Origin of the sequence: Streptomyces wuyuanensis (assembly GCF_900103455.1) — a bacterium.
In the GTDB taxonomy this organism is placed as follows: Bacteria; Actinomycetota; Actinomycetes; order Streptomycetales; family Streptomycetaceae; genus Streptomyces; species Streptomyces wuyuanensis.
Window position 1 is genome coordinate 98,190 of sequence record NZ_FNHI01000004.1, and the last position, 19,889, is coordinate 118,078.

General features: G+C 71.0%; 21 protein-coding genes. 6 read left to right on the plus strand and 15 right to left on the minus strand.

Annotated features, from left to right (window positions below):
• Nucleotides 1-73: 73 nt before the first annotated feature.
• Together BLT82_RS07715 and dapA are read left to right on the plus strand one after the other, a co-directional pair.
• Complete coding sequence (locus BLT82_RS07715; protein ID WP_093653110.1) at nucleotides 74-1,918, plus strand: endonuclease/exonuclease/phosphatase family protein; 1,845 nt, start codon at nucleotides 74-76, stop codon at nucleotides 1,916-1,918.
• Nucleotides 1,919-2,244: 326 nt separating this feature from the next.
• Nucleotides 2,245-3,204 (plus strand): 4-hydroxy-tetrahydrodipicolinate synthase, encoded by a 960-nt coding sequence (gene dapA / locus BLT82_RS07720; protein ID WP_404203428.1) that lies wholly within the window; start codon nucleotides 2,245-2,247, stop codon nucleotides 3,202-3,204.
• On the opposite strand, the gene BLT82_RS07725 is transcribed toward dapA, so the two are convergent.
• From BLT82_RS07725 to BLT82_RS07740, 4 genes are all read right to left on the minus strand, one after another.
• Nucleotides 3,189-3,392, minus strand: a complete 204-nt coding sequence (locus BLT82_RS07725; RefSeq protein WP_093653112.1) for a hypothetical protein — start codon at nucleotides 3,390-3,392, stop codon at nucleotides 3,189-3,191. The genes dapA and BLT82_RS07725 overlap by 16 nt on opposite strands.
• 147 nt (nucleotides 3,393-3,539) lie before the next feature.
• A complete protein-coding gene (gene dapD / locus BLT82_RS07730; RefSeq protein ID WP_093653113.1) occupies nucleotides 3,540-4,541 on the minus strand; it encodes a 2,3,4,5-tetrahydropyridine-2,6-dicarboxylate N-succinyltransferase in 1,002 nt (333 codons plus the stop codon).
• 185 nt (nucleotides 4,542-4,726) lie between these two features.
• Nucleotides 4,727-5,299, minus strand: coding sequence for a TetR/AcrR family transcriptional regulator (locus BLT82_RS07735; RefSeq protein ID WP_093653114.1), 573 nt, complete (start codon nucleotides 5,297-5,299; stop codon nucleotides 4,727-4,729).
• On the minus strand, nucleotides 5,299-5,619 hold the full coding sequence (locus BLT82_RS07740; protein WP_093653115.1) for a DMT family transporter: 321 nt from the start codon (nucleotides 5,617-5,619) through the stop codon (nucleotides 5,299-5,301). Before BLT82_RS07740 ends, BLT82_RS07735 begins: the two co-directional genes overlap by 1 nt.
• Nucleotides 5,620-5,750: 131 nt before the next feature.
• Here BLT82_RS07740 and BLT82_RS07745 point away from each other — a divergent pair, with 131 nt between their 5' ends.
• The gene (locus BLT82_RS07745; RefSeq protein ID WP_244291878.1) at nucleotides 5,751-6,896 is read left to right on the plus strand and encodes a DUF7847 domain-containing protein; all 1,146 of its coding nucleotides are present in this window, start codon (nucleotides 5,751-5,753) and stop codon (nucleotides 6,894-6,896) included.
• 189 nt (nucleotides 6,897-7,085) lie between these two features.
• Here BLT82_RS07745 and BLT82_RS07750 read toward each other — a convergent pair whose 3' ends face one another.
• The 8 genes from BLT82_RS07750 to BLT82_RS07785 all read right to left on the minus strand — a co-directional run bounded on the left by BLT82_RS07750 (nucleotide 7,086) and on the right by BLT82_RS07785 (nucleotide 13,778).
• Complete coding sequence (locus BLT82_RS07750) at nucleotides 7,086-7,484, minus strand: metal-sulfur cluster assembly factor (RefSeq protein ID WP_093653117.1); 399 nt, start codon at nucleotides 7,482-7,484, stop codon at nucleotides 7,086-7,088.
• Nucleotides 7,481-7,936 carry a Fe-S cluster assembly sulfur transfer protein SufU gene (gene sufU, locus BLT82_RS07755; RefSeq protein WP_026165434.1) on the minus strand — a complete coding sequence of 152 codons (456 nt, stop codon included), beginning with the start codon at nucleotides 7,934-7,936 and terminating at the stop codon, nucleotides 7,481-7,483. The genes BLT82_RS07750 and sufU overlap by 4 nt, the downstream gene beginning before the upstream one ends.
• Nucleotides 7,937-7,946: 10 nt before the next feature.
• Entirely contained in the window at nucleotides 7,947-9,203 is a 1,257-nt protein-coding gene (locus BLT82_RS07760; RefSeq protein WP_093653118.1) for a cysteine desulfurase, read from the minus strand.
• The gene (gene sufC / locus BLT82_RS07765) at nucleotides 9,200-9,964 is read right to left on the minus strand and encodes a Fe-S cluster assembly ATPase SufC (protein WP_093653119.1); all 765 of its coding nucleotides are present in this window, start codon (nucleotides 9,962-9,964) and stop codon (nucleotides 9,200-9,202) included. The genes BLT82_RS07760 and sufC overlap by 4 nt, the downstream gene beginning before the upstream one ends.
• A 7-nt stretch (nucleotides 9,965-9,971) precedes the next feature.
• Nucleotides 9,972-10,289: a non-heme iron oxygenase ferredoxin subunit gene (locus BLT82_RS07770; RefSeq protein WP_017948817.1), complete on the minus strand. Its 318-nt coding sequence runs from the start codon at nucleotides 10,287-10,289 to the stop codon at nucleotides 9,972-9,974.
• Nucleotides 10,289-11,503, minus strand: a complete 1,215-nt coding sequence (gene sufD, locus BLT82_RS07775) for a Fe-S cluster assembly protein SufD (protein WP_093653120.1) — start codon at nucleotides 11,501-11,503, stop codon at nucleotides 10,289-10,291. The genes BLT82_RS07770 and sufD overlap by 1 nt, the downstream gene beginning before the upstream one ends.
• A 62-nt stretch (nucleotides 11,504-11,565) precedes the next feature.
• Nucleotides 11,566-12,987: a Fe-S cluster assembly protein SufB gene (sufB, locus tag BLT82_RS07780; protein ID WP_093653121.1), complete on the minus strand. Its 1,422-nt coding sequence runs from the start codon at nucleotides 12,985-12,987 to the stop codon at nucleotides 11,566-11,568.
• A complete protein-coding gene (locus BLT82_RS07785; protein WP_093653122.1) occupies nucleotides 12,984-13,778 on the minus strand; it encodes a helix-turn-helix transcriptional regulator in 795 nt (264 codons plus the stop codon). The genes sufB and BLT82_RS07785 overlap by 4 nt, the downstream gene beginning before the upstream one ends.
• 343 nt (nucleotides 13,779-14,121) lie before the next feature.
• Here BLT82_RS07785 and BLT82_RS07790 point away from each other — a divergent pair, with 343 nt between their 5' ends.
• The 3 genes from BLT82_RS07790 to BLT82_RS07800 all read left to right on the plus strand — a co-directional run bounded on the left by BLT82_RS07790 (nucleotide 14,122) and on the right by BLT82_RS07800 (nucleotide 16,912).
• On the plus strand, nucleotides 14,122-15,048 hold the full coding sequence (locus BLT82_RS07790; protein WP_093653123.1) for an ABC transporter ATP-binding protein: 927 nt from the start codon (nucleotides 14,122-14,124) through the stop codon (nucleotides 15,046-15,048).
• A 98-nt stretch (nucleotides 15,049-15,146) separates the two neighbouring features.
• Complete coding sequence (locus BLT82_RS07795) at nucleotides 15,147-15,863, plus strand: ABC transporter permease (RefSeq protein WP_167745988.1); 717 nt, start codon at nucleotides 15,147-15,149, stop codon at nucleotides 15,861-15,863.
• Between the two features lie 80 nt (nucleotides 15,864-15,943).
• On the plus strand, nucleotides 15,944-16,912 hold the full coding sequence (locus BLT82_RS07800) for a COX15/CtaA family protein (protein ID WP_093653344.1): 969 nt from the start codon (nucleotides 15,944-15,946) through the stop codon (nucleotides 16,910-16,912).
• Between the two features lie 48 nt (nucleotides 16,913-16,960).
• Here the strand turns inward: BLT82_RS07800 and BLT82_RS07805 are convergent, their stop codons facing one another.
• The 3 genes from BLT82_RS07805 to BLT82_RS07815 form a co-directional block, all read right to left on the minus strand.
• Entirely contained in the window at nucleotides 16,961-18,043 is a 1,083-nt protein-coding gene (locus tag BLT82_RS07805) for an amidohydrolase family protein (protein ID WP_093653125.1), read from the minus strand.
• A 115-nt stretch (nucleotides 18,044-18,158) separates the two neighbouring features.
• Nucleotides 18,159-18,500, minus strand: a complete 342-nt coding sequence (locus BLT82_RS07810) for a hypothetical protein (protein ID WP_093653126.1) — start codon at nucleotides 18,498-18,500, stop codon at nucleotides 18,159-18,161.
• Nucleotides 18,501-18,594: 94 nt separating this feature from the next.
• Nucleotides 18,595-19,542 (minus strand): heme o synthase, encoded by a 948-nt coding sequence (locus tag BLT82_RS07815; RefSeq protein WP_093653127.1) that lies wholly within the window; start codon nucleotides 19,540-19,542, stop codon nucleotides 18,595-18,597.
• Nucleotides 19,543-19,889: the final 347 nt, after the last annotated feature.

The window sequence follows — 19,889 nt, forward strand, 5'->3', positions numbered from 1 at the left end:
CAAGACATTGACGCGCGTAGATACATCAGTGGTCCCATATGCCACCCCTCAACCCTCACACCGGAGTTCCCTGATGCGTTCCATACCGAGATCTGCCGCCGTCGCAGCCGTCGTGGCCTCCGCACTGGCCGCGGGTCTGCTCGCCGGTTCCTCCTCGGCCGCCGCCGATGCCGAGAACGCGGACGCGGCCGTCCGCATTCACGACATCCAGGGCACGACCCGTACGTCTCCGCTCGTCGGCCGGCAGGTCGCGGACGTCGAGGGCATCGTCATCGGTGTCCGTACGTACGGCTCCTCGCGCGGTTTCTGGATCCAGGACCCCCAGGCCGACGCCGACCCCGCCACCAGCGAGGGCCTCTTCGTGTTCACGAGCTCCACGCCGACGGTCGCCACCGGCGACGCGGTCAAGGTCTCGGGCACGGTCGGCGAGTTCGTCCCCGGCGGCCTCAGCTCCGGCAACCAGTCGATCACCCAGATCTCCAAGCCGACCGTCACCGTGGTCTCCTCGGGCAACGCGCTGCCCGCGCCGGTGACCATCACCGCCCGGTCCGTGCCGTCGGCGTACGCGCCCGAGGGCGACCCGGCGGCCGGGAACAGCATCAACGCGCTGCCGCTGAAGCCCCGCGCGTACGCCCTGGACTACTACGAGTCCCTGGAGGGCAGCAACGTCCGGATCGGCTCCTCGCGCGTCGTCGGCGCCACCGACCCGTACTCGGAGCTGTGGGTCACGGTGAAGCCGTGGGAGAACCCGACCGTGCGCGGCGGTGCCCGCTACGGCTCGTACACCTCCCAGAACACCGGCCGGCTCCAGATCCAGTCGCTGGTGCCGATCGCCCAGCAGCCGTTCCCGAAGGCGAACGTCGGCGACGTGCTGTCCGGGACGACCGAGGGACCGCTGGACTTCAACCAGTTCGGCGGTTACACCATCACGGCCCGTACCCTCGGCACCGTGAAGGACCGCGGCCTGGAGCGCGAGCGCGCCCGCCAGGAGCGCCGCGGCGAACTGTCCGTGGCCACGTACAACGTGGAGAACCTGGACCCGTCCGACCCGCAGGAGAAGTTCGACGCCCTGGCCGCGGCCGTCGTCGACAACCTCGCGACGCCGGACATCATCGCCCTGGAGGAGATCCAGGACAACACGGGCGCGAAGAACGACGGCGTGGTCGCCGCGGACCAGACCGTCCGCAAGTTCACGGAGGCGATCGTCGCCGCCGGCGGCCCTGCCTACGACTTCCGCTCGGTCGACCCGGAGGACAACAAGGACGGAGGCCAGCCCGGCGGCAACATCCGCCAGGTGTTCCTCTTCAACCCCGAGCGGGTCTCCTTCACCGACCGCGCGGGCGGCAGCGCGACCGCGGCCACCGGCGTGGTCCGCGAGAAGGGCCGCGCCGCCCTCACCCTCTCCCCCGGCCGGGTCGATCCGGCGAACGCCGCCTGGGAGAACAGCCGCAAGCCGCTCGCGGGAGAGTTCGTCTTCTGCGGCCGCACGGTGTTCGTCATCGCCAACCACTTCGGCTCGAAGGGCGGCGACGAGGGCCTGACCTCGCACCACCAGCCGCCCACCCGGTCCTCCGAGACCCAGCGCCTCCAGCAGGCGCAGACCGTGAACGCCTTCGTGAAGGACATCCTGAAGGCCCAGCGCAACGCCGACGTCGTCGTCCTCGGGGACATCAACGACTTCGAGTTCTCCCGGACCACGAAGGCGCTGACGGACGGCGGTGCGCTGTACCCGGCCATCAAGTCGCTGCCGCGCGCGGAGCGTTACTCGTACGTGTACCAGGGCAACAGCCAGGTGCTGGACCAGATCCTGACCAGCCCGTCGATCGACGACTTCAGCTACGACAGCGTGCACATCAACGCCGAGTTCGCGGACCAGAACAGCGACCACGACCCGCAGGTGCTGCGCTTCCGCCCGTAACCACGGAGCATGCGGGAGGCCGGCGTCAGGAAACCGGGCGCCCGGCGGGATACGGCACCGGGCGCCCTCGCGGCGCCCGGTGCCGGGTGGTGCACGCGGAGATGCACCTCGGTGCCGAGGCCGGGGTCATGGTCTGGGTCGGGGTCGGGGTCGATCCCGCTCGGGCCCCGCCCAGCTCCAGCCGGCCGCCACGCCACCAACAGGCGCCGTCCGAAGCGGCGTTCACCCCACTCCCCAGGACGACCCTTCAGCAACGCTTTCCCTTGGTCCAAAGAAAATCTAAGTAGACCTTCACAGTCGCAAGGCCGGACACTTCGGGCATGACGATGCCACGACCTCGACCCCGCCCGTTCGGCCGCGCACTCTGCGCGATGATCACGCCCTTCACCGCGGACGGCGGGCCCGACCTGGACGGCGCACAGAAGCTGGCCTCGCATCTGGTGGCCGAGGGCTGCGACGGGCTGGTGCTGAACGGCACCACCGGTGAGTCGCCCACCACCACCGACGCCGAGAAGACCGCGCTGGTGCGCGCCGTGCGCGAGGCTGTGGGCGATCGGGCGGCCGTCGTCGCCGGCGTCGGCAGCGCGAGCACCCGGCACACCGTCGAGCTGGGCCGGGCGGCCCAGAACGCTGGGGCGGACGGCCTGCTGGTGGTCACCCCGTACTACAGCAGACCGCCGCAGGCCGCCCTCACGGCCCACTTCCGGCAGGTCGCGGACGCGGTGGGCATTCCGCTGATGCTGTACGACATCCCGGGCCGGACCGGCACCCGCATCGAGCCGGACACCCTGATGCGCGTGTCCGCGCACCCGCGGATCGTGGCCGTGAAGGACTGCGCGTACGACCTGCTCGGCAGCAGCAAGGTGATCGCCCGGACCTCGCTCGCGTACTACTCGGGCTGCGAGGAGACGAACCTTCCGCTCTACGCGGTGGGCGCCGCCGGCTTCGTCAGCACGGTCGCGAACGCCGCCCCGCGCCCGATGAGGGCCGTCCTCGACGCCTTCGACGCGGGCCGGACGGCCGAAGCCACCGCGCTCAACCAGCTCACGCTGCCGCTCACCGAGCTGATGATGGCGTCGGGGCTGCCGGGCACGGTGACCGCGAAGGCCCTGCTGGGGGCGATCGGACTGCCGGCCGGACCGGTGCGGGAACCGCTGCAGCCCGCCGACCGGGAGACGGCGGGCGGGCTGCTGGCGGCGTACGAGGAGCTGGCCCGGCTGTACCCGCCGGACCGGCAGGCGGGCCCGGCGCCGGCGCTCCTCGGGCCGGCTCAGTCGTGGACGTAGGTGGTGCCGAGGACCGCGGCATGCTCCAGGACGTCCTCGAGCGGATCGTCGATCTGGCCGGTCGAGACCAGCGCGACCACCGGGGCGTTGTGAGAGTCGCTGTGGGTCTCGTCGGCGTGCGCGAGCCCGCACGGTCCCGCCACGGCCCACAGCACCAGCGTTGCGAGCACGGCCGTCCTGGTCTTCATGTCGTTTCCTCGCCTTGGCATTTCGTCCGACTCCACGGTCACCTGTTCATCCGTCAGGCGGCGCCGGAGGTCACGCGGAGTCACACGAAAGCGTCGGCGATCCCCGGGGAGCGGACCTCCGCTCCCCGGTGTGCCGGGCCGCGGGCCTCAGTTGTGGCTGTGGAGCACCTCGTTGAGACCGCCCCAGACCGCGTTGTTCGGGCGGGCCTCGACGGCGCCGGTCACCGAGTTCCGGCGGAAGAGGATGTTCGAGGCGCCGGAGAGCTCACGGGCCTTGACGATCTGGCCGTCGGGCATCGTGACGCGGGTGCCCGCGGTGACGTAGAGACCGGCCTCGACGACGCACTCGTCGCCGAGCGCGATCCCGACACCCGCCTCGGCACCGATGAGGCAGCGCTCGCCGACGGAGATGATCACGTTGCCGCCGCCGGAGAGGGTGCCCATGGTGGAGGCGCCGCCGCCGATGTCGGAGCCGTCGCCGATCACGACGCCCGCGGAGATGCGGCCCTCGACCATGGACGTGCCGAGGGTGCCCGCGTTGAAGTTGACGAAGCCCTCGTGCATGACCGTGGTGCCCTCGGCGAGGTGCGCGCCGAGCCGGACGCGGTCCGCGTCGGCGATACGGACGCCCTTGGGTGTGACGTAGTCCGTCATCCGCGGGAACTTGTCGATCGAGGTCACCTGGAGGTGGAGGCCCTCGGCGCGGGCGTTGAGGCGCACCCTTTCGACGTTGTCGACGGCGACCGGCCCCAGGGAGGTCCAGGCGACGTTGGCGAGCAGCCCGAAGACGCCGTCGAGGCTCTGGCCGTGCGGCCGCACGAGCCGGTGCGAGAGCAGGTGGAGGCGCAGGTAGGCGTCGTGCGCGTCGATCGGCTTCTCGTCGAGCGAAGCGATCACCGTGCGGACGGCGACGATCTCGACCTCGCGCCGGGCGTCCACGCCCACGGCCCTGGCGGCGCCTTCGCCGAGCAGGTTGACGGCCTGGTCGGGCGTGAGCCGCTCGGTGCCGGCCGGTCCGGGCTCGGCGGAGAGCTCCGGGGCGGGGAACCAGGTGTCGAGCACGGTGCCGTCGCCGGCGATGGTGGCGAGGCCGGCGGCGACGGCGCCGGTGGGGCGGGGTGCGGTGGTGCTGTCGGGCGAGTCAGTCATGAGGAGAACCTAACCGGCGGGGGCGGGCGGGGGCGAACCGGTCTCAGGTGCCGGTCGCGGCGGCCCGGCTCGCGCCCCCGGCGGTCAGGACCGCGCTCCCGGTCGGTCGACGACACCGCGCTCCGCCACCGCGCCGGGGCGCACCACGGTCTCATGGCTGCCGTCGGTCGGCGTCACATCCCCTGTCACCCGGAGACCGCGTCCGGGCTCACGGTTTCGCGGCGCCGAAGGAGCCGGCCCAGCATCTCCCGCGCGTACTCCTCGTCGTAGGCGGTGTCCGTGAGCAGCACTTGCAGGCAGATCCCGTCCATGAGGGCCACCAGGGCCCGCGCCGTCACCGGGTCGCTGCGGCGGGCGAGCACCTCGGTGATGCCGTCGGTCCATTCCGCGGCAACCGGGCGCAGCGCGGGGCGGCGCAGGGCGGCGAGGTAGAGCTCGTAATCCAGCTCCACTCCGGTCCGTTCGCCCCCGAGCCACTCCCCCATCAGCCGGGCCAGCTCCGCGGCCGGGTCCTTGCCGGGGTCCGCGAGGGCCTCGCTGTCCCGGACGGCCGCCGCGAAACCCTCGTTGGCCTGGCGCAGCGCGGCGACCATCAGTTCGTCCAGCGAGGCGAAGTGATACGTGGTCGAGCCGAGCGGCACATCCGCCTCGGCGGCGACCGTCCGGTGGCTCAGCCCCGCGATGCCGTCTCGTCCGGTCACCCGGATGGCGGCGTCGATGATGCGCTGCCGCCGTTCGGGGTCGTACCGGCGCCCCATCAGTGCGCGCCGCCGAGGTTGAGCACGACGACTCCCGCGACGACCAGCGCGATCCCGGCGATCCTCAGGAGGCTGGTGGACTCGTTCAGGAACACCATGCCGATCGCAGCGACGGCGGCGGTCCCGACACCCGCCCAGATCGCGTACGCCGTGCCGACGGAGAGCGTCTTCAGCGTCTGTGCGAGCAGGGCGAAGGCGATCACATAGCCGATGACCGTGGCCAGCGAGGGCCAGAGCCGGGTGAAGCCCTCGCTGTACTTCATCGCCGTGGTGCCGGCGACCTCGGCCGCGATCGCCGCGGCCAGCAGTCCGTAAGCCATGTGTACGACTGTACACAACGATGGGTACGCCCGTACGCAACGAGACGGGGACACCGGGGCGCTCCCTGGCATGCCCAGGCCAGCTACCGTGTCCCGGTCAGGGTGGGGACGACTGGGCGGGGGCAAGACGAATGTCGGACAACATGGGGCCGGGACCCGGACCGTACGGCGGGGCGCAGGGCCACGGCGCGGCACCCGGGTGGGGCGGCTGGGGACCTCCTCCGGCCCCCAAGCCCGGAGTGATACCGCTGCGCCCGCTCGATCTCGGCGATGTCCTCAGCGGTGCCTTCGCGACGATCGGCCGTGGCTGGAAGCAGCTCTACGGCACGGCCGTCGCCGTCTACGTCCTCGCCGCGCTGGCGGTCGGTGGGGCGCTGGTGCTCGCCTACTCGGCGGTCGGCGACGGCCTGCACGAGATCATCGACCTGCCGCCGGGCGAGGACCCGTCCTGGGACCAGGCGCAGCCGCTGGTGGTCGCGCTCGCATCCGTCTGGGTGTTCGCCGTCGTGGTGCTGCTCGTGTCGACGGCGGTGGTCACGGCCGCCGTGCCGGCCGTCCTCCAGGACACCGTGCTCGGGCGGCCGGTCGTCTTCGGCACGGTCTGGCGCCGCGCCTGGGGAAAGGTTCCTGCAGTGCTCGGGACGGTCCTGCTCACCGGCCTGATCGCTGTCGTGCCGATGGCCCTGATGATGCTCGGCCTCGTGGCCCTCATGGTCAGCCTGGTGACGTCGCTGGACGGCGACGGCGGCGGTGGCGCGGGCGGGCTCGCCGCGCTCGGCTTCCTGGGGGTGCTGGCCACCGCGCCGGTCGCGGTCTGGCTCTGGGTGAAGTTCAGCCTCGCCCCGCACGTCGCGGTCTTCGAGGGCCAGGGACCGATCCGGTCGATGCGCCGCTCCTGGGACCTGGTGCGCGGCGGCTGGTGGCGGATCTTCGGGATCTCGCTGCTGGCCTATCTGATGGCGGCGGCGGTGAGTTTCGCGATCCGCCAGTCGGTCGACGTGGCGACCGCCTTCCCGATGGCGGGCACCGCGACTCTGGACGAGGGCGAGGACCTCGCCACTTTCCTCGTCGGGATGTCCGGCTGGTTCGCCCTCGCCCTGGTCGGGCAGCTGGTCGCCCAGATCGTCACGTCGACGTTCCCCCAGCTGGTGAACGGTCTGCTCTACGTCGACCAGCGCATGCGCAACGAGAACCTGGCGCCGGTCCTGGCCTCGGCCGCGGGCGCCCCCGCGGCTGCGCCGGGACCGCAGCCGCCGGCGCCGCCCGTCGCCGGCTGAACGCACGACGGGCAGCCGGCGACGCGCCACCGCACGCGAACGGCCGTGCCCGCCGGTCTCCCCGGCGGGCACGGCCGTTCCGCTCCCTGCGGACTCGCGCCGGACGATTACGTGCCCGGCGTGCCGGACGCTCCCCGGGGGACGGGCGTTCCCGTGCGGGATCCCGCCGTCCCCGGGGGCGTCGCGGCGTCAGACGTTGAAGCCGAGCGCCCTCAGCTGCTCACGGCCGTCGTCCGTGATCTTGTCCGGACCCCACGGCGGCATCCAGACCCAGTTGATCTTCAGCTCGTTGACGATGCCGTCGGTCGCGGCCTTCGCCTGGTCCTCGATCACGTCCGTCAGCGGGCAGGCCGCCGACGTCAGCGTCATGTCCAGGGTCGCGATGTTGGCGTCGTCGATGTGGATGCCGTAGATCAGCCCGAGGTTGACCACGTCGATGCCCAGCTCGGGGTCGACGACGTCGTACAGGGCCTCGCGGACCTCCTCCTCGGAGGCCTTCGTGCTCGTCGGCGCCGCGGCCTCGGAGGAGGAGAAGGTCTCCTCGTCCGGCCACTCCTTCTCCGCCGTGGTCTCGCGGTTCTCAGTCATGCGGTCTTCCCTTCGGACAGCGCCTGCGCCGTCGCGTCCTTCCATGCCATCCAGCTCAGGAGGGCGCACTTCACGCGCGCCGGGTACTTGGAGACGCCGGCGAACGCGACCGCGTCCTCCAGCACCTCCTCCATCGCGTCGTCCGGCTCGATCTGGCCCTTGGACTGCATCAGCTCCAGGAACGTCGCCTGGATCTTCTGCGCCTCGGCGAGCTCCTTGCCGACGAGAAGTTCGTTCAGCACGGAGGCGGACGCCTGGCTGATGGAACAGCCCTGGCCCTCGTAGGAGACGTCCGCGATGCGCGTGCCGTCGTACTTCACGCGCATCGTGATCTCGTCGCCGCAGGTGGGGTTGACGTGGTGCACCTCGGCGTCGCCGTCCCGCAAGCCCCGCCCGTGCGGGTGCTTGTAGTGGTCCAGGATGACGTCCTGGTACATCGAATCAAGCTTCACGTCAGGCCCCTCAGCCGAAGAAGTTGCGGACGTGCTCCAGGCCGTCGATCAGTGCGTCCACCTCGCCCGGCGTGGAGTACAGATAGAACGACGCCCTCGTGGTCGCGGGAATTCCGTACCGGAGGCACACCGGCCGTGCGCAGTGGTGGCCGACCCGGACGGCGATGCCCTGCTCGTCCAGCACCTGCCCCACGTCGTGCGGGTGGATGTCCCCGAGCACGAAGGAGATCGCCGCACCGCGGTCCTCGGCCGTGACCGGGCCGATGATCCGCAGGTCGGGGACCTGCTGCAGCCGCTGGACCGCGTACTCGGTGATCGCGTGCTCGTGCTGCGCGATCCTGTCCATGCCGATCGCGCTCAGGTAGTCCACCGCTGCGCCGAGGCCGACGGCCTGGGCGATCGGGGGCGTACCCGCCTCGAACTTGTGCGGCGCCGGGGCGTACGTCGACGAGTGCATCGACACGGTCTCGATCATCTCGCCGCCGCCCAGGAACGGAGGCAGGTCCTCCAGGAGCTCCTGGCGGCCCCAGAGCACGCCGATGCCCGTCGGGCCGCACATCTTGTGGCCGGTGAAGGCCACGAAGTCGGCGCCGAGCGCCTGGACGTCCAGGGGCATGTGCGGGGCGGCCTGCGAGGCGTCGACGAGGACGAGCGCGCCGACGTCCTGCGCCCGGCGGACGATCTGCTCGACCGGGTTGACCGTCCCCAGGATGTTGGAGACCAGCGTGAAGGAGACGATCTTCGTCTTCTCCGTGATGACCTCCTCGATGTTGGAGAGGTCGAGGCGGCCGTCGTCGGTCAGTCCGAACCACTTCAGTTTCGCGCCCGTGCGCTGCGCCAGCAGCTGCCAGGGAACGATGTTGGAGTGGTGCTCCATCTCCGTGATGACTATCTCGGTCTCGCGGTCCACGCGGTAGGGCTCGTCGGCCCAGCCCAGCATGTTCGCCACGAGGTTAAGCGACTCCGACGCGTTCTTGGTGAAGATCACCTCGTCGCGGCTCGGCGCGTTGACGAAGGAGGCGACCTTGTCGCGAGCGCCCTCGTACAGTGCCGTGGCCTCCTCGGCGAGCACGTGCACACCGCGGTGGACATTGGCGTTGTAGCGCTCGTAGTACTCGGCGAGTGCGTCCAGCACCTGGCGCGGCTTCTGCGAGGTCGCCGCGTTGTCCAGGTACACGAGCTTCCTGCCGTCGTGGACCACGCGGTCCAGGATCGGGAAGTCCTTGCGGATCGCCTCGGTGTCGAGGAGGCCCGGCATCTGTGTCACGCGGATACGCCACCCTTCGTGTATGCCTCGTAGCCCTCGGCCTCGAGCTTGTCGGCGAGCTCGGCGCCGCCGGACTCGGCGATGCGGCCGTTCGCGAACACGTGGACGAAGTCGGGCTTGATGTAGCGCAGGATGCGCGTGTAGTGGGTGATCAGCAGGGTGCCGACCTCACCGGTCTCGCGGACGCGGTTGACGCCTTCGGAGACGGTGCGCAGCGCGTCGACGTCGAGGCCGGAGTCCGTCTCGTCGAGGATCGCGATCTTCGGCTTGAGGAGCTCCAGCTGGAGGATCTCGTGCCGCTTCTTCTCACCGCCGGAGAAGCCCTCGTTCACGTTCCGCTCGGCGAAGGCCGGGTCCATCTGGAGACGCTCCATGGTCTCCTTGACCTCCTTCACCCAGGTGCGCAGCTTGGGGGCCTCGCCGCGGATGGCGGTGGCGGAGGTGCGCAGGAAGTTGGAGACCGAGACACCGGGGACCTCGACGGGGTACTGCATCGCGAGGAAGACGCCGGCGCGGGCGCGCTCGTCGACGGACATCTCCAGGACGTCCTCGCCGTCCAGGGTCACGGTGCCACCGGTGATCGTGTACTTGGGGTGGCCCGCGAGGGAGTAGGCGAGGGTCGACTTGCCGGAGCCGTTGGGGCCCATGATGGCGTGGGTCTCGCCCTGCTTCACGGTCAGGTCGACGCCCTTGAGGATCTCCCGGGGGCCGTTCTCGGCCTCGACGGAGACGTGCAGGTCGCGGATTTCAAGCGTTGCCATGGGTGACTCAGGACTCCTGGGTGACGGAGACGAGCACATCGTCCCCTTCGATCTTTACGGGATACACGGGGACGGGGCGCGTCGCGGGAAGGCCGGACGGCTTGCCGGTGCGGAGGTCGAAGCTGGAGCCGTGCAGCCAGCACTCGATCTGGCAGTCCTCCACCTCGCCCTCGGAGAGGGAGACGTTCGCGTGCGAGCAGATGTCGTGGATCGCGAACACCTCGCCCTCCGTGCGGACGACGGAGACCGGCGTGCCGTCGAGTTCCACCCGCTTCGGGGTGTCCTCCTCCAGCTCGCTCAGCCCACAGGCGCGGACGAAGGCCATCAGACGGACGCCTCCAGCTCCGCCTCGATCTTGGCGATGAGGCGCTCCTCCACATCCGGCAGGCCGATCTGCTGGACGAGCTCGGCGAAGAACCCGCGGACGACGAGGCGGCGGGCCTCGGCCTCCGGGATGCCCCGGGCCATCAGGTAGAAGAGCTGCTCGTCGTCGAAACGGCCGGTGGTGGAGGCGTGGCCGGCACCGACGATCTCGCCGGTCTCGATCTCCAGGTTCGGCACGGAGTCGACACGGGCGCCGTCGGTCAGAACCAGGTTGCGGTTCATCTCGTAGGTGTCGGTGCCCTCGGCCTCGGCCTGGATGAGGACGTCGCCGATCCAGACGGCGTGCGCGCTGTCGCCTTGGAGCGCGCCCTTGTAGACGACGTTCGACTTGCAGTGCGGGGCGTTGTGCGTGACCAGGAGGCGGTGCTCCTGGTGCTGCCCGGCGTCGGTGAAGTACAGACCGAACAGTTCGGCCTCGCCGCCCGGACCCGCGTACGAGATGCGCGGGTGGAGGCGTACGACGTCGCCGCCGAAGGTCACGACGACCGACCTGAAGGTCGCGTCGCGGCCGATGAGGGCGTTGTGCTGCGAACAGTGCACCGCGGTGTCGTCCCAGTCCTGGACGGAGACGAAGGTGACCTTGGCGCCGTCGCCGATCAGGAAGTCCACGTTGGCGGAGCGCACGGCGTCGCCGGTGTGGTCGATGACGATGACGACCTCGGCGAAGGCGCCGATCTCGAAGACCGTGTGCCCGAAGGTGGTGCCGCCCTCGCCGTGCAGGGCGACCCGCACCGGCTCGGTCAGGACCGTCTCCTTGGGGATCGAGACGACGGTGGCCTTCTCGAAGGAGGAGAACGCCTGCGCGGCGACCCGGTCGACGGGCGTGCCCGCCTTGCCGATGCGCGCGTCGTCGCGGCCGACGGACTCGACGGTGACGCCGTCGGGGGCGTTCACCTCCGCCTTGATCGAACCGTCTGCCTTCGCGGTGCCGTCGTGGAGACCCTTCAGGCGCTCCAGCGGCGTGAACCGCCACTCCTCCTCGCGGCCGTGCGGGACCGGGAAGTCCGCCACGTCGAAGGACGGGGGCGCGCTCATGCGCGTGGCGACGGTCGACTCGGCGGCCACCGCGATCGACCCGGCGGTGGTGGAGCCCACCGGTAGGGATCCCCCCGCCCGGGCGGAGCGGAGGGTGGGGGAGTTCTGAGCCTCAGCCATGGCTGTCGTCTTGCTCGCTTCCTACGTGAAGAAATCTGCTCGCTGCGGGTGGGGCGACGGCCTCAGCCGACCGCGCCTTCCATCTGCAGCTCGATCAGCCGGTTGAGCTCCAGGGCGTACTCCATCGGCAGTTCCTTGGCGATCGGCTCGACGAAGCCGCGCACGATCATCGCCATCGCCTCGTCCTCGGAGAGTCCGCGGCTCATCAGGTAGAAGAGCTGGTCGTCGGAGACCTTGGAGACGGTTGCCTCGTGCCCCATGGAGACGTCGTCCTCGCGGACGTCGACGTACGGGTAGGTGTCGGACCGGGAGATCGTGTCGACGAGCAGGGCGTCGCAGAGCACGTTGGACTTGGCACCGGGGGCGCCCTCGCCGATCTCGATGAGACCGCGGTAGGAGGTCCGGCCGCCGCCTCGCGCCACCGACTTGGAGACGATGTTCGAGGAGGTGTTCGGGGCCATGTGGACCATCTTGGCGCCGGCGTCCTGGTGCTGGCCCTCGCCCGCGAAGGCGATGGACAGGGTCTCGCCCTTGGCGTGCTCGCCCATCAGGTACACGGCGGGGTACTTCATCGTGACCTTGGACCCGATGTTGCCGTCGACCCACTCCATGGTCGCGCCCTCGTACGCCACGGCGCGCTTGGTGACCAGGTTGTAGACGTTGTTCGACCAGTTCTGGATGGTCGTGTAGCGGCAGCGGGCGCCCTTCTTGACGATGATCTCGACCACGGCGCTGTGCAGCGAGTCCGAGGAGTAGATCGGGGCGGTGCAGCCCTCGACGTAGTGGACGTACGCGTCCTCGTCGACGATGATCAGCGTCCGCTCGAACTGGCCCATGTTCTCGGTGTTGATCCGGAAGTAGGCCTGGAGCGGGATCTCGACGTGCACGCCCTTCGGCACGTAGATGAAGGAGCCGCCGGACCACACCGCGGTGTTCAGCGAGGCGAACTTGTTGTCGCCGGCCGGGATGACCGTGCCGAAGTACTCCTTGAAGAGCTCCGGGTGCTCCTTCAGCGCGGTGTCGGTGTCCAGGAAGATGACGCCCTGCTCCTCCAGGTCCTCGCGGATCTGGTGGTAGACGACCTCGGACTCGTACTGCGCGGCGACACCGGCCACGAGGCGCTGCTTCTCGGCCTCGGGGATGCCGAGCTTGTCGTACGTGTTCTTGATGTCCTCGGGCAGGTCCTCCCAGGACTCCGCCTGCTTCTCCGTGGACCGCACGAAGTACTTGATGTTGTCGAAGTCGATGCCGGAGAGGTCGGAGCCCCAGTTCGGCATGGGCTTCTTCTCGAAGAGCTTCAGGCCCTTCAGACGCATCTTCAGCATCCACTCGGGCTCGGACTTCTTCGCGGAGATGTCCCGGACCACGTCCTCCGAGAGGCCGCGCTTTGCCGCGGCGCCTGCGACGTCGGAGTCGGCCCAGCCGTATTCGTACTTGCCCAGGCCCTCGAGCTCAGGGTGGGCAGTCTCCGTGGGGAGAGTCATGCGGGGTTCCTCCCGGCCGTGCTTGCAGATGCTTGCGAAGTGGTCTTTTCGGTGTTGCTGGTCGTGCTGGTCCTGCCGGACCCGTCGGCCGGCCGGTCGTCGGACCGGTGGCCGGCCTTCGGGATGAAGGTCGTGCACACGCCGTCGCCGTGGGCGATGGTGGCCAGACGCTGTACGTGCGTGCCGAGCAGACGGGAGAAGACCTCGGTCTCCGCCTCGCACAGCTGCGGGTACCGCTCGGCCACATGGGCGACGGGGCAGTGGTGCTGACACAGCTGCTCGCCGACCGGTGCGTTACGCGCCGTAGCAGCGTACCCGTCTGCGGTCAACGCCTTGGCCAGAGCCTCGGTGCGCGCCTCGGGATCGGCGGCCTCCACGGCCCGGCGGTACGCCTCGGCCTGGGCCTCCATCCGGTCGCGGGCGAAGGCGGCGACGGCGGCCTCGCCTCCCGCGTTCTCCTCGATCCAGCGGAGGGCGTCGACGGCGAGCGCGTCGTAGGACTGGTCGAAGGCGTCCCGGCCGCAGTCGGTGAGTGCGAAGACCTTGGCGGGCCTGCCCCGGGTGCGCGCGCCGTACACGCGCTGCTCGCGCGCGACGACGACGTCGTCGGAGACGAGCGCGTCCAGATGACGGCGTACGGCTGCCTGGGTGAGCCCGAGACGGCCGGCGAGGTCGGCGACGGTGGACGGCCCGTGGTCCAGGATCGACCGCGCGACCCGGTTGCGGGTTGACCGCTCCCCGGTCGCGAGCTCCTCCTGGGGGGACTCCCCCACAGCTCCGCCGTTTTTCACAACGCCATTGTTGCGTAATTCCAGAGAGACTGACAAGCCGCGTCCGCCGGGTGGACGGTGCCGTGCATCACTTAGGGAAACCTAACCTGACCTGCGGAAACGATCATTCGTGGGATCAATCCCGGGAGGCTCCGCGCCCTCCGCCGAAGGCCCCCGGCGAGCGCCCCGACCCCCGCTGACCGGCGATTCGTCCCTCCCGGGGCGCCCGCTCCACCCGGCCGCCGGAGGCAGCCGCCGCCCTCCTCCGGGGCGCCCCGCGGGTGGCCGGATCCATGCCCTCCGGGCCGCCGGGATCCCGCCCCGGCGCCCCGGACGGCCGTCGCCCCTCCTTAGACTGCCCGGCATGAACAACGAGTCCGCCGTCCGGGTACGGGGCCTGGTCAAGCGGTACGGAGCCAGAACCGCGGTGGACGGGCTCGACCTCGACGTCCGCACCGGCACGGTCACCGCCGTCCTCGGCCCGAACGGGGCCGGGAAGACCACCACCGTCGAGACCTGCGAGGGCTACCGCCGCGCCGACTCCGGCACGGTCCGCGTCCTCGGCCTCGACCCGGTCGCCGACGCCTCGCGGCTGCGGCCGCGGATCGGCGTGATGCTCCAGTCCGGCGGTGTCTACTCGGGCGCCCGCGCCGACGAGATGCTGCGTCACATGGCGAAGCTGCACGCCCACCCCCTCGACGTGGACGCCCTGATCGAACGGCTCGGCCTCGGTTCGTGCGGGCGGACGACCTACCGGCGGCTCTCGGGCGGGCAGCAGCAGCGGCTGGCACTCGCCATGGCCGTCGTCGGCCGTCCCGAACTGGTCTTCCTGGACGAGCCGACCGCCGGACTCGACCCCCAGGCCCGCCGCGCCACCTGGAACCTGGTGCGCGAGCTGCGCACCGACGGGGTGACGGTGGTGCTGACCACGCACTTCATGGACGAGGCGGAAGCTCTCGCCGACGACGTCGCGATCATCGACGCGGGGCGGGTCGCCGCCCAGGGCAGCCCCGAGCAGCTGTGCCGGGGCGGCGCGGAGAACACCCTCCGTTTCACCGGCCGCCCGGGCCTCGACCTCGGCTCCCTGCTGAAGGCGCTGCCGGACGGCACCGCTGCGGCGGAGCTGACGCCGGGCGCGTACCGGATCAGCGGGACCGTCGACCCGCAGCTGCTCGCCACCGTCACCTCCTGGTGCGCTCAGCACGGGGTGATGCCGGACGGCATCTCGGTGGAGCGCCACACCCTCGAGGACGTCTTCCTGGAGCTCACGGGGAAGGAGCTGCGGTCGTGACCGCTGAGGTGACCACGGACAGGACGTCCGGCGGACCGGACTCGCCCGGAGGCCGCGGCACGTACGCCCCGCGGCCGGGCGGCGCCCCGGTCGCCCGCATGATCGCGGCGCAGGCGGCTCTGGAGACCCGGATGCTGCTCCGCAACGGGGAGCAGCTGCTGCTGACGGTGATCATCCCGTCGCTGCTGCTGGTGCTCTTCTCGACGGTCGACATCGTCGACACGGGCGAGGACCGGGCCGTGGACTTCCTCGCCCCCGGCGTCCTGGCGCTGGCCGTGATGTCCACCGCCTTCACGGGACAGGCGATCGCCACCGGCTTCGAGCGCCGCTACGGCGTGCTGAAGCGGCTCGGTGCCTCTCCGCTCCCCCGCTGGGCGCTGATGGCGGCCAAGACGCTCTCGGTCCTCGTCACCGAGGTCCTGCAGATCGCGCTGCTGACGCTGATCGCCTTCGGGCTCGGCTGGTCGCCGCGGGGCGGTCCGGTCGCCGTGGCGGTGCTGCTGGTCGCGGGCACCGCGGCCTTCTCGGGGCTCGGCCTGCTGATGGCCGGCACGCTCCGGGCCGAGGCGACGCTCGCCGCGGCCAATCTGGTCTTCCTGCTGCTGCTGGTCGGCGGCGGGGTGATCGTGCCGCTGGACAGGTTCCCGGAGAGTGCGCAGGCGGTCCTCTCGCTGCTGCCGATCTCCGCGCTCTCCGACGGGCTGCGCGACGTGCTCCGGGACGGCGCGGCGATGCCCTGGGGCGAGCTGGGGATCCTGACGGGCTGGTCGGTGCTGGGCCTCGCCGCGGCGGCGCGGTTCTTCCGCTGGGAGTGAACCGCCCCGGGCCGCTCGTACGGCCCCGGGACGACTCCCCGAGGGCCCCTCGTGAAAACACGCACAAGCGCCCCCTTACGATAGTCGCCGTGCAAACCCCCCTCGCCTACATCGCCAAGCGCTGGACGCCGTCCCCCAAGGTGCTCCGGCGAGCCGCGCTCGCACCCGTCGTGATGAGCGTGGTCATCATCGTCACCGGTGGCGCGGTCCGGCTGACCGGTTCCGGTCTGGGCTGCGACACCTGGCCCAAGTGCACGGACGACAGTCTGTTCGCGACGCCCGAGCAGGGCATCCACGGCGCCATCGAGTTCGGCAACCGGATGCTGACGTACGTCCTGTCGGCGGCGGTCGGCTGGGCCATCGTCGCGGCCCGCTCGACCAAGCCCTGGCGCCGGGGGCTCACCCGGCTGGGCTGGGCGCAGTTCTGGGTCGTGATGAGCAACGCGGTCCTCGGCGGCATCACCGTCTGGGCGGGCCTCAACCCGTGGACGGTGGCCGGGCACTTCCTCGCGGCGAACGCGCTGCTGACGGTCGCCACGGTCACCTGGATCCGGGCGGGCGAGGGCGACACCGCGCCGCGGCCCCGGGTCCCGCTCCCCGTGCGGCGGCTGTCCTGGGCGCTGACCGGGGCGGCGGGGCTGCTGATCGCGGCGGGCACGATCGTGACCGGCTCCGGCAAGCACGCGGGCGACAGCAGCGACGTGCCGAGGATGCCGTTCGACTGGGTGGACGCGGCCCATGTGCACGCGGCGCTGGCGTGGCTGGTGTGCGTGCTCGCCGTGGGGATGTGGCTGGCGCTGCGCATCGTGGACGCGCCGGACGACACCCGGGCGCGCGCCCGGGAGCTGATCTACGTGCTGGTCGCACAGGGCGCCATCGGCTATGTGCAGTTCTTCACCGACGTCCCGGAGCTGCTGGTCGGCGCGCACATGCTCGGCTCCTCGCTGATGTGGATCGCCGTGCTGCGCCTCGCCCTGAGCCTGCGGGAGCGGCCGCTCGCCGCCCCGGGCACCCCGGCCGCGCCGGACGCGGCGCTCACGGCGGCCTGACCCGGCCCGATCCGCCGGCGGCGGCCTGACGGGGCCCGGGCCGGCGGCTCAGCCGGCGAGGCCGTAGACGCGGCGGGCGTTGTCCGCCGCGATCATCCCGGCGACCCGCTGGGCGTCCGCCCGGCACCAGGCCCCGTCGGCCACCCAGCCGCCGAGCACCCGGTCCAGCGCCTCCCGGAAGATCCGCGCCCCGACGACATGGAGCTCGGGCAGCCCCCGGGCCCCGCTGGAGAACAGCAGTTTCCCGAACGGGGCGTGCTCCAGGGTCTCGGCGAGGACCGTCGCGGCCCCGGCTCCCGTGTGGGCCAGGGCGGGCCCGACGTCGGCGTACACATGCGGGAAGACGCTCGCCAGATGCGCGGCGTGGCGGTGGTAGGGGTAGCCGTGGAGCAGCACCAGATCGGTGCCGAGGCCCGCGGTGGCCGCCGCGAAGCCCGCCAGCGGCATCGGATCGCCCACCCCGACGTGCATCTGCAGCGGCCGCCCGGAGGCGACGGCGATCCAGAGCAGATGCCGCAGCAGTACGGGGTCGGTGAGCCGGCCGCCGACGGTCCTTCCGTCCAGCCAGCGCCCGGTGGCGCCGCGCACCTCGCCGGGTCCGGGCGGCTCGGGTTCCAGGGAGACGCCGCGCCGCACTCCGGCGACGGAGGTGAAGGCGACGGCCGAGACGGCCGCGCCGTGCACGGCCTCGGCGAGGTTGGCGAGGAACGAGTCGACGGTGCCCGAGGTGTCGGCGACCTGTTCGGCGAGCAGCTCCAGGCGCACGATCTCATGGGCGTCCGCCATGCCGGCGGCGGCGATCTCGGGCACTCCGGTGAGGTCGCCGGGAAGTCCGGTGTCCACGAGGTAGGTGGAGATCCCGCTGGCCCGCAGCAGCCGCCTGCCGGATTCGAGGACCCCCAGCTCCCGGCGGCGCGCGAGGTAGCCCGCGGGCGGGCAGTGCGGTTCCAGGCCGAGCAGCGGCGGGCACCAGCGGCGCACCGCGAAGCCGGTCTGGGTGTCGAAGAAGGTGGTGCCGGGCGCGGGCGGCCCGGCGGTGCTGCCGAGGTGGGCCTCGAAGGTGCCGAGGCCCAGCTCCGTGCGGAGGACGCCGTGGCAGTACTGATCCACCAAGGACGGCGTGTCGATCATCCGGGGCTCCCAGCGGTGGACGGCGTTCCACCCGTCCTAACGGGTGAGCCCCGCGCGAGGTGTTGCCCCGGGCCGCAACGGCCGCTTTCCCGTGCCCTTGCAGGGCACGGAGCGGTCAGCCGTTCGACGGGCCGCCGATCTGGATGCCGGCCATCCGGGTCCACTCGTACGGTCCGGTGCGGACCTTCAGCGCGTAGTCGCCGTCGAAGGACTCGTGCAGGGTGATGCCGGACTTCTCCGCGGCCCTGAGGGCGATCTCGTGGGTCGGCGCGACCAGGTCGCCCCAGCCGCCGTCCTCGCCGACGAGCACGATGCGGGTGCCCGCCTGGCCGATGTACGCGAGCTGGCCCTCGGCGCCGCCGTGCGCCTTGGCGAAGGCGCCGATCTGCTTGGCGAGCTTCGCCGCCTTCCGCTCGGTCTTCGCGGACTGCTTCTCGTCAACCTGGGTGTCTGCCATGACCAGGATGCTACTCGCGGGTAGATCGACTGGCGACCGCCGGGCCACGTGGCCTCGGCCACGCCCGTGCTCCCGTCAGGGAGCGGTCCGGCGGTCAGCGCAGGAAGGGGTCCACGGCGACGGCGACGAACAGCAGCGAGACATAGGTGATGGACCAGTGGAAGAGCCGCATCTCCTTGAGCTTTCCGCCCGTCACCCCGGCCTTGGCGCGGCTCTGCAGCGCGTGCGCCTCCCAGAGCCACCAGCCGCCGGTCGCCAGCGCCACCGCCGTGTAGAACCAGCCGGTGTAGCCGAGCGGGGTGAGGAGCAGCGAGACCGCCACCATCACCCAGCTGTAGATGACGATCTGGCGTGCGACGACCTTGTTCGAGGCCACCACCGGCAGCATGGGCACGCCCACGCGCGCGTAGTCCTCCTTCACCTTCATCGACAGCGGCCAGTAGTGCGGCGGCGTCCAGAAGAAAATGACGAGGAAGAGGATGACGGCGGCCCAGGACATGGAGTTGGTGACGGCGGACCAGCCGATCAGCACCGGCATGCAGCCGGCGATGCCGCCCCAGACGATGTTCTGCGCGGTGCGCCGCTTCAGCAGCATCGTGTAGACGACGACGTAGAAGAGGAGCGCCCCCAGCGCCAGGGCCGCGGACAGCCAGTTGACGAGCAGTCCGAACCAGAGCGTGGAGACGACCGCCAGGACGAGGCCGAAGACCAGGCCCTCGCGGGGCGACACCATGCCGGTGACAAGCGGGCGCTGCGAGGTGCGGTCCATGAGCGCGTCGATGTCGCGGTCGATGTACATGTTGAGCGCGTTGGCGCCACCCGCCGACAGGTATCCGCCGACGCATGTGGCGATCACGAGCCCGAGGTCCGGCACGCCCTGCGCGGCCAGGAACATCACCGGTACGGTGGTGATGAGAAGCAACTCGATGATCCGCGGCTTGGTCAGCGCCACGAATGCCTTGACGCGGGCCCCGAACGGCCGATGGCCCCCCGGGCTGGGAGTCAAGACGACCCCGGCGGGTCGGGACTCGACGGCCGTCACGCACACCCCTGACAGAGAAATTCCCAGCAAGCTTCGCGGGGGCATTCCTCGTACCCGGAGGGTCATGGAGGCGTGAATGCCCGGTGAAGGCTTGCGCGTACCACGCCACTCTAGACGTTGGCCCCATGCCGATCTTCGCGGGGGTGGGTCGTGTTGAGCGCTGCCGCGGTCCCGTCCGTAATCAACGGAGTCGGCCACCGACAACAGGCGAAGTCGGGCCGGTGCCCGCAGGCTGGTTGATGTGTCCGATTGGAGAGACGTGCACCCGAAAGGATGCACGTTGCTGCGAGGGTAGGCTCGACAGCGCCCGGTAAACCCCTCAGTCACCGGGACCCGAACTTGTGGAG